Raw genomic sequence first — 12,944 nt, 5'->3', positions numbered from 1 at the left:
TACGGTTTGAAGCGATGAAGAAGACATGGATATCCGCTCTGCTCCTGTCGGTCGTGCTGCTGCTGGCCGGATGCGGCGGCGGACAGTCGGGCTCCTCCGGAACCGACGGGCTCGCCGGAGGCGACGGGGCCCCCGGAACGGCCGGGACCGGTGGCTCCAGCGGATCCGGCGAGTCCGGGGACCTGGAGACCGAGACCGGCTCCCAGCACTACGACCAGGCGATCAGCCGGGTCGAGATCGACTCCGACGCCGGTGATGTGGAGCTGCGGTCCGGGCCCGACGGCTCGGCCCAGGTCGACCGGACGCTGCGCTGGTCCGGTGAGCGGCCCACGGTCACCGAGTCCGTCGACGGCGACGTCCTGCGGATCACCGCGCGCTGCCCCGACCAACAGCCGCGCCGCGACCGCTGCGAGGTCGATTTCACCGTGATCGCCCCGGCCGCCGTGTCGGTGCGCACCAAACTCGGTGCCGGCGGCATCACCGTCACCGACCTGGCGGGCGACCAGGAGCTCGTGACCTCGGCGGGCGCCGTGCGCGGCACCGGGCTGCGCGGCGCGACGGTACGCGCGCAGAGCACGGCGGGCCGGGTCGAACTCGCGTTCGCGGCCGCCCCGCAGCAGGTGGATGTCAAATCCACCGCGGGCGATGTCACCGTCCGGGTGCCCACGAGCGAGGTCTACCGGGTGGAGGCGCGCTCCACGGCCGGTGACGTCACGGTGAACGTCGCCGACGAACCGGGCGCGACGCACACGATCCGGGTGCGCACCACCGCGGGTGACGTGACGGTGACCGGGGGCTGACCGGCCGGTCCGGCGACCGAGGGCATTCCGGTCGTCGGACCCGTCCATCTCACAGGCCGACTTCGACGCCGCACGGCGGGGCACGTTGCCGCACGTCGAGGTGCCTCCTAGTCTGCGGGCCGGAACCGTCCCCGTCCCGCGGTCGCCCGCGAGAGACCGGAGCACGCTTTGAACACTCCGCGGCCCTTTGCTCCCCGCCCGGAGCCGCTCGACGACGACCACGAGTCGTCCGAGACAGTCTCGGTGGGGGGAGCGCCGGAGCCGGCGCCGCTGACCGAGCACGGCCCGGCGCACGTGATCGCCGTCGCCAACCAGAAGGGCGGTGTGGGCAAGACGACCACGGCCATCAACCTGGGCGCCGCGCTCGCCGAATACGGCCGGCGCGTCCTGCTCGTCGACTTCGACCCGCAGGGCGCGCTGTCGGTCGGCCTCGGTGTGCAGCCCCACCAGCTCGACGTCACGATCTACAACCTGCTCATGGAGCGCGACGTCACCGTCGACGACGTCATCCTTCCGACCTCCGTCCCCGGGATGGACCTGCTGCCCAGCAACATCGACCTGTCGGCGGCCGAGGTCCAGCTCGTCACCGAGGTGGGCCGCGAGCAGGCGCTGGGCCGGGCGCTCAAGGAGGTGCTCGACCGCTACGACATCGTGCTCATCGACTGCCAGCCCTCCCTCGGCCTGCTCACCATCAACGCGCTGGCCTGCGCCGATGCGGTGCTCATCCCGCTGGCCTGCGAGTTCTTCAGTCTGCGCGGGGTCGCGCTGCTGATGGACACCATCGAGAAGGTGCGCGACCGGCTCAACCCCGACCTGCGGTTGCTCGGCATCCTGGCCACCATGTTCGACCCGCGAACGCTGCACACCCGCGAGGTCCACCAGCGCGTGGTGGAGGCGTTCGGCGAGATCGTCTTCACGGCCGTCATCAACCGGACCATCCGGTTCCCCGAGACCACGGTGGCGGGCGAGCCGATCACGACCTGGGCCCCGGGGTCGAACGGTGCCGAGGCCTACCGGCTGCTGGCCCGCGAGGTTCTCGCCCGGTGACGTTGGTCGAGAACGATCCCTCGCCCGGGCGGACGGGGGACGGCGCCGCCCGCCCCGCGCGCTTCACCGTGCGGCTGAACAACTTCTCCGGCCCGTTCGACCTGCTGCTGCAGCTCATCGGACGCCATGAGCTCGACATCACCGAGATGGCGCTGCACAAGGTCACCGACGATTTCATCGCCCACCTCGCCGAGCTGGGCGACGACGCGGACCTCGACGAGACCACCGAGTTCCTCGTCATCGCCGCGACGCTGCTGGATCTCAAAGCCGCCCGGCTGCTGCCGGACGGCGAGGTCGCCGACCCCGAGGACCTCGCCCTGCTCGAGGCCCGCGACCTGCTGTTCGCCCGGCTGCTGCAGTACCGCGCGTACAAGCAGGTCGCGGCCCTGTTCGTCGAGCTGGAGGCGAAGGCGATGCGCCGGTTCCCGCGCTCGGTCGCGCTCGAGGACCGCTACACCGGCCTGCTGCCCGAGGTGCTGCTCGGCATGAACCCGGCGAGCTTCGCCGAGTTGGCGGCCACGGTGTTCCGGCCGAAGCCACCGCCCACCGTCGGCATCGACCACCTGCACGCCCCCGCCGTCTCGGTCGCTGAACATGCGGCGCTGCTGCGCGAGCGGCTCGCCGAGCTGGGAGAGGCGAGTTTCGCGACGCTCACCGCGGACTGCGTGGCGCCGCTCGAGGTGGTGGCGCGGTTCCTCGCGCTGCTGGAGCTCTACCGGGAGCGGAGTGTCTGGCTGGAGCAGCCCGAGGTGTTCGGCGAGCTGACAGTACGCTGGACGGGCGGTTCCACGGCGTTCCCGGACCGTCCGCCGACCGAAGACCCCGAAACCGAGCAGTGAGTCAGCTGAACAACGACCCCATCCCCGGTCGGGACGGCACCGATCCTGAGGCGCCCGGCCGCCATGCCGAACGCGCGGTGGCGCAGCCCGACGCGCTGCCCGCCCTGACCGATGACGCCGCGCTCGAGGCGGCACTGGAGGCGTTGCTGCTGGTCGTCGACGCCCCGACCGACGAGAAGGCGCTGGCCGAGGCGCTCGGCCAGCCGGTGGCCAGGGTCCGGGCCGCGGTGCGCACGCTCGCCGACGGCTACACCGCGGCGGGCCGCGGGATCGACCTGCGCCGCGCTGGTGCGGGCTGGCGGTTCTACACCCGCGACGTCCACGCGCCGTTCGTCGAGCGACTGTTGCTGAACGGCCAACGGGTCCGGCTGACCCGCGCCGCCCTGGAGACCCTCGCCGTCGTCGCCTACCGCCAGCCGGTCACCAGGGCCCGCGTGTCCGCGGTGCGCGGCGTGAACTGCGACGGCGTGCTGCGTACCCTGCTGACCCGCGGCCTCGTCGAGGAGGCCGGCGTGGACCCGCAGACCCAGGGGACGTTGTTCCGCACGACGGAGCTGTTCCTGGAGCGGCTGGGTCTGTCGTCGGTGGACGAACTGCCCCCGCTGGCGCCGCTGCTGCCAGACATCGACAGCATCGACGCGCTCGACACACTCGACGACCTGCGAGACCGATAGCGATGAATGTGATGAGTACCCAGAACCACCCCGACGGGGTTCGGCTGCAGAAGGTGCTGGCGCGCGCGGGGGTCGCCTCCCGCCGCGCCGCGGAGGAACTGATCGCCGCCGGGCGGGTCAGCGTCGACGGAGAGGTGGTCCGGGAGATGGGCCGCCGGATCGACCCCGAGACGGCCGTCGTGCACGTCGACGGCTCGCGGATCGTGCTACGCGAGGACCTCGTGTACCTGGCGCTGAACAAGCCGCGCGGCATGTTGTCCACGATGTCCGACGAGCACGGCAGACCCTGTGTCGGCGACCTGGTCGCCGACCACACCGAACGGCTCTTCCACGTCGGACGCCTCGATGCCGACACCGAGGGGCTGCTGTTGCTGACCAACGACGGCGAGCTGGGCCACCGGCTCATGCATCCGTCGTTCGAGGTGGAGAAGACCTATCTGGCCGAGGTCATGGGCCAGGTCCCGCGCGACCTCGGCCGGAGGCTGCGGGCCGGTGTGGAGCTTGAGGACGGCCCCGTGCGGGTGCATTCGTTCCAGCTGGTCGACTCGCATGCCGGCCGCTCGCTGGTGCAGATCGTGCTGCACGAGGGCCGCAAGCACATCGTGCGCAGGCTGATGGACGAGGTCGGCTATCCGGTCCAGCGGCTGGTGCGCACGGCCATCGGTGAGGTGCGGCTGGGTGATCAGCGGCCGGGCCGGATCCGGCCGCTGAACCATGCCGAGGTCGGCGCGCTCTACCGCGCGGTGGGCCTGTAGCCCGCCGCCGCCCCGGACCGACCGGTGCGGCGGGGCGACGTTCTCGCCAAGATCGGCGGTTGGGCGGCGGCGGCCGCGCTTTTCGCGGTTCGCGCCTCCCATCCGTCGATCAGGACGCCGATGACCATCACCTAAGCTGCGCGCGTGGCGGTGCGTGCGGTGCGAGGCGCGATCCAGGTCGACGCCGATACCCGGCAGGAGATCCTGGACCGCTCGGCCGAACTGGTCACCGCGGTTCTCCAGCGCAACGGGCTGACCTCCGACGACGTCATCTCGATCCTGTTCACCGCGACCCCGGACCTCACCGCGGAGTTCCCGGCGTACGCCGCGCGGTTGCTCGGGCTCACCGACGTGCCCCTGATGTGCGCCACGGAGATCGCGGTGCCGGGCGCGATGCCCCGGGTGCTGCGCCTGCTCGCCCACGTCGACACCCCACGCAACCGCGCCGAGCTGCGCCACGTCTACCTGCGCGGCGCCGCCGCGCTGCGCACGGACCTGCCCCGGTAGCTCCCACCACAACGTTATGGCTCCATAACGTCTCCCGGGGGCCGCTCCTAACGGCGTTATGGCTCCATAACGCGCTCTTGGGGCCGTGCCGGGGCCCGTGCGGCCACCAGGCACAATGAAGGGCGCGAACCGCGGCAGGCGCGGGGTATGCGGAAGGTGCCGCGGCGAACGAGCCGCGGGCCCGGGGAGGAGTCGGTGCGGTGGCCGTTCCGGGCAAGCTGCGCGGTGTCGTGGCGATGGACGGCCCCTCGGGCACCGGCAAGTCGACGGTGTCTCGCCGGCTCGCGGCGGCCTGCGGGGCCGCCTACCTCGACACCGGCGCGATGTACCGCGCCGCCACCCTCGCAGTGCTGCGCGCGGGCCTCGACGAGCAGAGCCCGGCGGCGGACATCGTCGCCGTCGCCACCGCCGCCGATGTGGAGCCGACGACCGATCCGGAGACATCCCGGATCCGGCTCGCGGGCGAGGACGTCGCGGCGGAGATCCGCGGGGTCGCGGTAACGCAGCTGGTCAGCGCCGTGTCCGCACTGCCGGCCGTGCGTGCGGCGCTCGTGCGGCGGCAGCGTGCGATCATCGCCGAGGAGCTGGGCGGTATCGGCGGGATCGTCGTCGAGGGCCGAGACATCGGCGGCGTCGTGACTCCCGACGCCGCACTCAAGGTGTACCTGACCGCGTCGGAGGAGATCAGGGCCGCGCGGCGCGGCCGCCAGGACGCCAAGGCGGGCTGGACGGCCGACCCTGCGGTCACGCTGGCCGACGTCCGTCGCCGCGACCGGCTCGACTCCACCCGCGCCACCTCCCCGCTGCACGCCGCCGCGGACGCACTCATCCTCGATACGGACGACCTGAGCGTCGACGCGGTGCTCGCCGAGCTGTTGCGGCTGGTGGCCGAGCGCGGACTGCTGACGTGAGGACGGTGCCCGCCGACCTGCCGGAGGGTGCCTCGGAGCGTCTCACCGACCTCGCCCGATGGATCGGCACCTGGTGCTTCCGGCCGGTGTTCGACGTGCGGGTGCAGCATCGGGAGCGCATCCCGGCCACCGGACCCGTGGTGCTCGTCGCGAACCACAGCTCGGCCGTGGACGGGCCGCTACTGTTCGGAGTGCTGGGGCGCCGGGCGGTGTTCCTGGTCAAGCAGGAGATGTTCGCCGGGCCGCTGGGATGGATACTGCCCCGGATCGGCCAGCTCGCGGTGCGCCGGGGTGAGCCCGACCGTCGCCCGCTGATTGCGGCGCTGGCGGTGCTGCGCGGTGGCGGTGTCGTCGGAGTGTTCCCCGAGGGCACCCGCGGCAGCGGGGACGTGGCCGCAGCGAGGCAGGGCGCGGCGTGGCTGGCGCGCACCTCGGGGGCGGTGGTACTGCCCGTGGCGTGCCGTGGCACCCGCCGCCCGGATGGGGCGCGCCGACGCCTCCGCCCGCGGGTGGACGTCCTGGTGGGGCAGCCCATGCCGGCGCCGACGGGCAGGAGCCGGACGGAGCTGGCGGCCGCCACCGAAACCATCCGCGCCGCGCTGGCCGAGATGGTCCTTGAGCTCGATGACGTACGGAGCAGCACGTGAGCAACGCTGACGATCGCGCCGCGATGGCGCAGCTGGGCATCGACCCGGCGGACTTCACCGATGCCGACGCCCCGGACGGGGCCGCAGGCCCGGGCGCCGCGGCGGACGAACTCGCGCCCGCGCCGGTGCTGGCCGTGGTCGGGCGCCCGAACGTCGGCAAGTCGACGCTGGTCAACCGGCTGCTCGGGCGCCGGGAGGCGGTCGTCCAGGACGTCCCCGGGGTGACCAGGGACCGGGTCGCCTACGACGCGCTGTGGAACGGCCGGCGGTTCACCATCGTCGACACCGGCGGCTGGGAGCCCGATGCCACCGGGTTGCAGGCCGCCGTTGCCGCGCAGGCCGACCTGGCGATGCAGACCGCCGACGCGGTGCTGCTCGTCGTCGACGCCACGGTCGGGGCGACCGCCACCGACGAGGCCGTGGCGCGGGTACTGCGGCGTTCGGACCGGCCGGTGCTGCTCGCCGCGACGAAGGTCGACAACGAGCGGCTCGTCGCCGAAACGGCCGCGCTGTGGCGGCTGGGCCTCGGCGAGCCACGCCCGGTGTCGGGCCTGCACGGTCGGGGCTCGGGCGATCTGCTCGATGCGATCCTTGAGGCGCTGCCGGAGACGCCGCGCGAGGACATCGGCCAGTCAGGCGCCGCCGGTCCGCGGCGGGTCGCGCTCGTCGGCAAGCCGAACGTCGGCAAGTCCAGCCTGCTCAACCGGCTCGCCGGGGAGACGCGGTCGGTGGTGCACGAGGTGGCGGGCACCACCGTCGACCCCGTCGACTCCCTCGTCGAGCTGGACGGCACGCTGTGGCGGTTCGTCGACACCGCGGGCCTGCGCAAGCGGGTCAAGACGGCCAGCGGCATGGAGTACTATGCCAGCCTGCGGACCCGGTCCGCGATCGAGGCCGCCGAGGTCGCCATCGTGCTGATCGACGCGAGCGAGCCGATCGCCGAGCAGGACCAGCGGGTGATCGGCATGGTCGAGGAGACGGGCCGCGCCCTCGTGCTGGCCTTCAACAAGTGGGACCTCGTCGACGAGAACCGCAGGCTGGCTCTGAAGCGCGAGCTGGATCGCGATCTGGTGCGGGTGCGCTGGGCCGAGCGGGTCAACGTCTCCGCCCTGACCGGACGCTCGGTGGCCAAGATGGCACCGGCGCTACGGACCGCGCTCGCCTCGTGGGACCAGCGGATCCCGACCGGGCAGCTCAACGGCTGGCTGGCGGACCTGCTCGCCGCGACCCCGCCGCCGGTGCGGGGCGGCAAGCAGCCCAAGGTGCTGTTCGCGACCCAGGCCCAGACCCGGCCCCCGACGTTCGTGCTGTTCACGACGGGGTTCCTGGAGGCGGGCTACCGGCGGTTTCTGGAGCGGCGGCTGCGCGAGGAGTTCGGGTTCACCGGCTCGCCCATCCGGCTGTCGGTGCGGGTGCGGGAGAAGCGCGCCCGGAAGCGCTGACGGTACCGAACGATCCGTGGTCTGCGTCACCCATTAGGCTGCTGCGCATGTCGGCCGAGGCGGGAAGGTGCCGTCCGGCCCCGGTGCGGGTGGTGCTCGCCGATGACGAGCCACTCCTGCGTGCGGGCCTGCGGACGGTGCTGGAGGCCGGCGGAACCGTGCGCGTGGTGGGCGAGGTGAGCAACGGCGACGGCCTGCTCGCCGCGGTCGACCGGCACCGGCCCGACGTCGTGCTCGTCGACATTCAGATGCCCGGCACGGATGGGCTCACCGCGCTGCGGCTGCTGTGCACCCGCGCCGACGCGCCACCCGCCGCGGTGCTGACGACGTTCGACCTCGACGACTACGTCGCCGAGGCGCTGCGCATCGGGGTGCAGGGCTTCCTGCTCAAGGACGCCGAGCCCGAATCGCTGGTCCGGGCGGTCCGCGACCTGGCCGCGGGCGGCGCCGTGCTCGACCCGCGGATCACCGCCCGGCTGCTGCCCAGGCTCGCCGCCGGTGCCGCGTCTCCCGGCCGGCGGCCACCCGGGCTCACGCTGCGGGAGAACCAGGTGCTGGGGCGGCTCGCGGCGGGGAAATCGAATGCCGTGATCGCGAGCGAGCTGGACCTCGCGGAGGCGACCGTGAAGAAGTACGTGTCCACGTTGCTGGTCAAGCTCGGGGCCGAGAACCGGGTGCAGGCCGCGCTGCTGGCCCAGAGCTGGCGGACCGGATGAACCGGCCTGTGGTCCGGATCGTCGCGACCGAGGCGGCGGCCGTGCTCGTGCCCGCGGCGGCGGTGCTGCTGGGCCGTCCCGCGTTCGGCTACTCGATCCTCGCGGGACTGGTCGGTTGCGCGCTGCTGCCGCTGCGCCGGTTGTGGCCGCCGCTCGGGGTGCTCGGCGTGCTGTGGGGCCTGGTCGGCGGGCTCGGCTGGCCGTCCGCGCTCGTCGCGCTCTACGCGTTGGGGCGGCGCAGCCGCCGGCTCCGGGACACGGTGGCCTGGCTGGTGCTCGCCGGACTGGCCGCGATCCTGCCGGTGCTGTTGATGCAGGACCTGGCCTGGTCCGACGCCGCCATCACCGTCGCGTTCGTCGCGCTGTGGGCGGGCGCGCCGGTCGCGCTGGGCCTGCTGATCAGCACCCGGGAGCGGCTCACCGCGGGCCTGCGCGACCTGGAGGCCGCCCGCGACGCGGCGCTGTGCGCGCGGGAGTCGGCGGCCAGGGCGGAGGAACGCGCCCGGATCGGACGCGAGTTCCACGACGTCGTCGGCCACCACGCCACGCTGATCGCGGTCGGTGCGGCCGCGCTCGCGGTATCCGCACCCGACGACGAGACCCGGCTGGCGGCCGCGCGGCTGCGGGTGCTGGCCAGGACCGCACTGGCCGAGATGCGCACCGCCCTCGGGTTGCTCGACGAGCCGGCGGGCCGGCCCCCGGGCGTCGCCGAGCTCGACGAGCTCGTCGCCCGCTCGCGAGTCGCCGGGATGCGGGCCGACCTGGTGCACGACGGCGAACCCGCGCAGCTGCCGCCGAGCCTGGACCGGGCCGTCTACCGCGTCGTGCAGGAGTCGCTGACCAACGCGGCGCGGCATGCGCCCGGCGCCCCGGTGCGCATCGAGCTGGGCTGGCGCGACGACACCCGGCTGCGGGTCCGGGTGCACAACGCCGGGGTCTCCCGGTCCGAACCGTGCTCGACGGCGTTCCCGAAGGGCGGCACCGGCCTGGCGGGCCTGGCCGAACGGGTGGCCGCGGTCGACGGGGAGCTGATCAGCGGTCCCGGCCCCGACGGCGGGTTCGTGGTGCAGGCGCTGCTGCCGAGGGCCGGTGCCGCGGCCGCGGTCGGGCGACGCGATCCCGCCTGAGGGGCCGGCCGGCCTCAGCCCAGCCGATCGGCCAGCTGAGCGAGCAAGCCGCGCAGCTGCGCGGCTTGCTCGGTGCCGAGCTCGTCGGCGACGGCCTGCTCGGCGGCCGTCACCTCCGGCGCCAGCCGGTCGTGCAGTCGTCTGCCGTGCTCGGAGAGGAAGACGAGCACCCGGCGGCGGTCGGCGTCGTCGACACGGCGGTAGACCAGCGCGGCCCCCACCAGCCGGTCGACGATCTTGGTCAAGGTTGGTGCCGGGACCCGCGCGTAGCCCGCGATCTCGCTCATCGGATGCCCGGCGCCGTCGGCGAGCAGTTCGAGCACGCGCCACTGGTCGAGTGTCGGCGCGCCGGTGGATTCGCGCAGCACGGTCTCGATGCGCCGGGACATCTGGTGCTGCACCTGGTGCAGCAGCAGGCCCAGCGCGGCGTCCGCGAGGGGAACGGTTCCTGGTGACACGAATGCTCCCCTCGATGCGGCGGTTCGGGCGATGACGTAGCCAGTTTGATCGTAAACACTGTCATCCGGAAGCGGATCCAGCAGGTCGGTTGACCTTCCCGGATGCGTGGCCGATCGGGCAGCACGACCGACGCTGCCGGACTCGACATTTCTCGATGACAGCCGTAATGCCGGAGGGTCACCGTGCCTACCTACTCCTACCGCTGCCCGGACTGCTCCGACTTCGATCTGGTCCGGCCCATGGCCGAGGCCGACGCACCGGCGCGGTGCCCGGGGTGCGGCCGCCCGAGTCGCCGGGTGTTCGGTGCGCCCGCGCTGCACTCCATGGACCCTCGGCAGCGCCGGGCGATGGACGCGAGCGAACGCAGCGCGGACGCACCCGAGGTCGTCAGCTCGGTGCCAGGGCGCGCTCGGCAGGCCATACCCGTGACCCGCGACCCCCGGCACGCTCGGTTACCTCGTCCCTGAGCGCAAGGAGGCGCCATGACCGGCCCCGACGCACCCTATGAGGTGCACGAGATCGCTGACTTCACCCTCGAATGCGGCGCGACGCTGCGTCCCGCGCGGGTGGCGTACCAGACCTACGGGACGCTCAACGCGGACAAGACCAACGCGATCGTCTACCCGACCTGGTACTCCGGGCGGCACTGGGACAACGAGTGGCTCATCGGGGAGGGGATGGCGCTCGACCCCGGGCAGTGGTTCGTCATCGTGCCGAACATGCTCGGCAACGGGCTCTCCTCGTCGCCGTCGAATACCCCGCCGCCGTGGGACCGGGCGCAGTTTCCGCGGATCTCCGTGCGCGACAACGTCGCGTCGCAGCACCGGCTGATCACCGAGGTGTTCGGGATCGAGACGTTGGCGCTGGTGCTCGGCTGGTCGATGGGGGCCGGGCAGACCTACCAGTGGGCGGTCAGCCACCCGGAGATGGTGCAGCGGATGCTGCCGTTCTGCGGGTCGTCGCGGACGGCGCCGCACAACCGCGTCTTCCTGGACTCGGTTCGGGCGGCGCTGACCGCCGACGCGGCGTTCGCCGGCGGATGGTACGGGCCCGACGCCCTGCCCGTGACCGGCCTGCGGGCCGCGGCGCGGGTCTACGCGGGGTGGGGGTTCTCCCAGGCGTTCTACTGGGACGAGGTGTGGCGCGAGCTCGGCTACGCCTCGCTCGAGGACTTCATCGTGGGCTTCTGGGAGGGCTTCTTCCTCGACGATCGCGACCCCAACAATCTGCTCACGATGCTCGACACGTGGTGGCGCGGCGACGTCGGCACGACGCCGGGGTTCTCCTCCACCGAGGAGGCGCTGGGCTCGATCCGGGCGCGCGCCATCGTGGCGCCGGCGGAGAAGGACCTGTACTTCCCGCCGGAGGACGAGCGGTGGGCGGTGTCCCATATGTCCAATGCCGAGCTGCGGGTGATCCCCGGAGTATGGGGCCATTTCGCCGGCGGCGGCGCGAACCCGGTGGACATCCGGTTCATCGACGCCGCGGTCGCCGATCTGCTGGCCGCGGACCCGGGCAACTGAGGATTTGGTATCGAACGATACCTACCAAAGTCCCGTGGCAGGGGAGACGGAGGACGGTGGTGCCCGGGGGCGGGATCACCGAGACTGGGTTCGCCCAGTCACCGGAGTGCTCAGCCGGTGGCGACCAGTCACTGTGTTGCCCTGTCCGCGTGTGGGGGGACACGACCGGCAGCGGGCCCGGATCCACGATGCGGTAGGCTGAACGGGCCCCACGGGGGTGGCCGGGACGTGGCGCAGCTTGGTAGCGCACTTGACTGGGGGTCAAGGGGTCGCAGGTTCAAATCCTGTCGTCCCGACGGCACGAGGGCCGGTATCCGCGATTGTCGGGTACCGGCCCTTGGTCATGTGAACTGCGGGTTTACTGTCGTGAGGTGGTCACCGGGTGATCCGCGACGTGGTGTCCGTCTGGATCTCTGACCGCCGCCGTGGCGGGGTGAGTGACTAACTGACAGCGGTGTGCTGGTTGGTTGGCGGGGGTACCCAGGGCGACGTGCGGGCGTACTCGATGGATCTGCGTGAGCGGGTGGTGGCCGGGGTCGATGCGGGGATGACCCAGCCGCAGGCGGCTGCCCGGTTCGGCGTGTCGGTGAGGACCGTGCAGCGGTATCTGGCCCGTCGGCGGGCCACCGGCGGCCTGGCCGCGACCGGGCAGCGGCACGGGCCGGAGCCGAGGAAGAAGCGGCGGCTGCACGCCTGGCTGCCGGCCCGCCTCGACGCCGCCGCCGACGCCGCCCCGGCCGAGCACGTCGCGGCCTTCGTCGCCGCGGGTGGTGAGCCGGTGTCGCTGGCGTCGATGTCGCGGGCGATCGCCAGCCTGCCGGCCGCCCCCGGCCAGGCGCGGACCCCGACGGGGCGGGCGCGGCGGCCGGGCCGGCCGCTGAAGCAACGACCCTGACCGCCACCGAACGTGACGAGGACGCGCGCGCCGCGTGGCGGGAGCGGATGGCCCCGATCGATCCGGGCCGGCTGGTGTTCGTCGAGGAGTGCGGCACGCACACCGCGATGACCCGCCGCCGGGCCCGCGCGGTGCGCGGAGAACGCGCGCACGGGGCCCTGCCGCGCAACCGTGGCCCGGTGACCACCTTGCTCGCCGGGCTGGCGCTGGCCGGGATGAGCCCGGCGATGACCGTGGAGGGCGGCACCGACACCGCGGTCTTCGCCACCTATCTCGAGTACTTCCTGCTGCCCGGCCTGCGCCCGGGGAGGGTGGTCGTGGTGGACAACGTCGGCGCGCACAACCCCGACCGGATCCGCGCGCTGGTCGAGGCCGCCGGCTGCGAGCTGGTCTTCCTGCCCGCCTACTCGCCGGACCTCTCGCCGATCGAGGAGGCCTTCAGCAAGCTCAAGGCCCTCATCCGGGCGGCCGCCGCGCGCAGCCGGGCGGCCCTGGACGCCGCGATCGCCGCCGCGCTGGACGCGGTCACCCCGGCCGACGCCGCCGGCTGGTTCACCCACGCCGGCTACCCCACCCGTCAAGCTGCCTGAAAACCGCTGTGA

The 12,944-nt window shown here is 73.0% G+C and carries 16 protein-coding genes and 1 tRNA gene; 16 read left to right on the top strand and 1 reads right to left on the bottom strand.

The features are described 5' to 3' along the window. Positions 1-14 precede the first annotated feature (14 nt). From G567_RS32485 to G567_RS0123220, 11 genes are all read left to right on the top strand, one after another. On the top strand, positions 15-800 hold the full coding sequence (locus G567_RS32485; protein WP_028931838.1) for a DUF4097 family beta strand repeat-containing protein: 786 nt from the start codon (positions 15-17) through the stop codon (positions 798-800). Positions 801-968: 168 nt separating this feature from the next. Further along, positions 969-1,847: a ParA family protein gene (locus G567_RS0123270; RefSeq protein ID WP_028931837.1), complete on the top strand. Its 879-nt coding sequence runs from the start codon at positions 969-971 to the stop codon at positions 1,845-1,847. 2 nt (positions 1,848-1,849) lie between these two features. After that, positions 1,850-2,686, top strand: coding sequence for a segregation and condensation protein A (locus G567_RS30905; RefSeq protein ID WP_051233472.1), 837 nt, complete (start codon positions 1,850-1,852; stop codon positions 2,684-2,686). Beyond that, on the top strand, positions 2,683-3,360 hold the full coding sequence (gene scpB, locus G567_RS30900; protein ID WP_037057941.1) for an SMC-Scp complex subunit ScpB: 678 nt from the start codon (positions 2,683-2,685) through the stop codon (positions 3,358-3,360). The genes G567_RS30905 and scpB overlap by 4 nt, the downstream gene beginning before the upstream one ends. An 11-nt stretch (positions 3,361-3,371) precedes the next feature. Further along, positions 3,372-4,115 (top strand): pseudouridine synthase, encoded by a 744-nt coding sequence (locus tag G567_RS0123255; RefSeq protein WP_028931836.1) that lies wholly within the window; start codon positions 3,372-3,374, stop codon positions 4,113-4,115. A 144-nt stretch (positions 4,116-4,259) separates the two neighbouring features. Beyond that, the gene (aroH, locus tag G567_RS0123245; protein ID WP_028931835.1) at positions 4,260-4,622 is read left to right on the top strand and encodes a chorismate mutase; all 363 of its coding nucleotides are present in this window, start codon (positions 4,260-4,262) and stop codon (positions 4,620-4,622) included. Positions 4,623-4,858: 236 nt separating this feature from the next. Then, entirely contained in the window at positions 4,859-5,533 is a 675-nt protein-coding gene (gene cmk, locus G567_RS0123240; RefSeq protein ID WP_037057944.1) for a (d)CMP kinase, read from the top strand. Between the two features lie 5 nt (positions 5,534-5,538). Further along, positions 5,539-6,180 (top strand): lysophospholipid acyltransferase family protein, encoded by a 642-nt coding sequence (locus G567_RS0123235; protein ID WP_147201245.1) that lies wholly within the window; start codon positions 5,539-5,541, stop codon positions 6,178-6,180. 23 nt (positions 6,181-6,203) lie between these two features. After that, complete coding sequence (der, locus tag G567_RS0123230) at positions 6,204-7,622, top strand: ribosome biogenesis GTPase Der (protein ID WP_028931832.1); 1,419 nt, start codon at positions 6,204-6,206, stop codon at positions 7,620-7,622. A gap of 47 nt (positions 7,623-7,669) precedes the next feature. Beyond that, positions 7,670-8,338 (top strand): response regulator, encoded by a 669-nt coding sequence (locus tag G567_RS0123225; protein ID WP_051233469.1) that lies wholly within the window; start codon positions 7,670-7,672, stop codon positions 8,336-8,338. After that, positions 8,335-9,465, top strand: coding sequence for a sensor histidine kinase (locus tag G567_RS0123220; RefSeq protein ID WP_028931830.1), 1,131 nt, complete (start codon positions 8,335-8,337; stop codon positions 9,463-9,465). The genes G567_RS0123225 and G567_RS0123220 overlap by 4 nt, the downstream gene beginning before the upstream one ends. 14 nt (positions 9,466-9,479) lie before the next feature. Here G567_RS0123220 and G567_RS0123215 read toward each other — a convergent pair whose 3' ends face one another. Beyond that, positions 9,480-9,923, bottom strand: coding sequence for a MarR family winged helix-turn-helix transcriptional regulator (locus tag G567_RS0123215; protein WP_028931829.1), 444 nt, complete (start codon positions 9,921-9,923; stop codon positions 9,480-9,482). Positions 9,924-10,106: 183 nt separating this feature from the next. Here G567_RS0123215 and G567_RS33600 point away from each other — a divergent pair, with 183 nt between their 5' ends. From G567_RS33600 to G567_RS0123190, 5 genes are all read left to right on the top strand, one after another. Beyond that, entirely contained in the window at positions 10,107-10,391 is a 285-nt protein-coding gene (locus G567_RS33600; RefSeq protein ID WP_028931828.1) for an FmdB family zinc ribbon protein, read from the top strand. Positions 10,392-10,406: 15 nt separating this feature from the next. Further along, a complete protein-coding gene (locus tag G567_RS0123205) occupies positions 10,407-11,447 on the top strand; it encodes an alpha/beta fold hydrolase (protein ID WP_028931827.1) in 1,041 nt (346 codons plus the stop codon). Positions 11,448-11,669: 222 nt separating this feature from the next. Beyond that, positions 11,670-11,743, top strand: a tRNA-Pro gene (locus G567_RS0123200). A 158-nt stretch (positions 11,744-11,901) separates the two neighbouring features. Next, positions 11,902-12,342 carry a helix-turn-helix domain-containing protein gene (locus G567_RS32480; protein ID WP_051233244.1) on the top strand — a complete coding sequence of 147 codons (441 nt, stop codon included), beginning with the start codon at positions 11,902-11,904 and terminating at the stop codon, positions 12,340-12,342. Further along, complete coding sequence (locus tag G567_RS0123190; protein ID WP_147201388.1) at positions 12,339-12,932, top strand: IS630 family transposase; 594 nt, start codon at positions 12,339-12,341, stop codon at positions 12,930-12,932. Before G567_RS32480 ends, G567_RS0123190 begins: the two co-directional genes overlap by 4 nt. Positions 12,933-12,944: the final 12 nt, after the last annotated feature.

The organism is Pseudonocardia asaccharolytica DSM 44247 = NBRC 16224 (assembly GCF_000423625.1).
GTDB lineage: Bacteria > Actinomycetota > Actinomycetes > Mycobacteriales > Pseudonocardiaceae > Pseudonocardia > Pseudonocardia asaccharolytica.
Note: the sequence above shows the minus strand (reverse complement) of the source record. Positions and strands in the feature narration are given on the sequence as shown.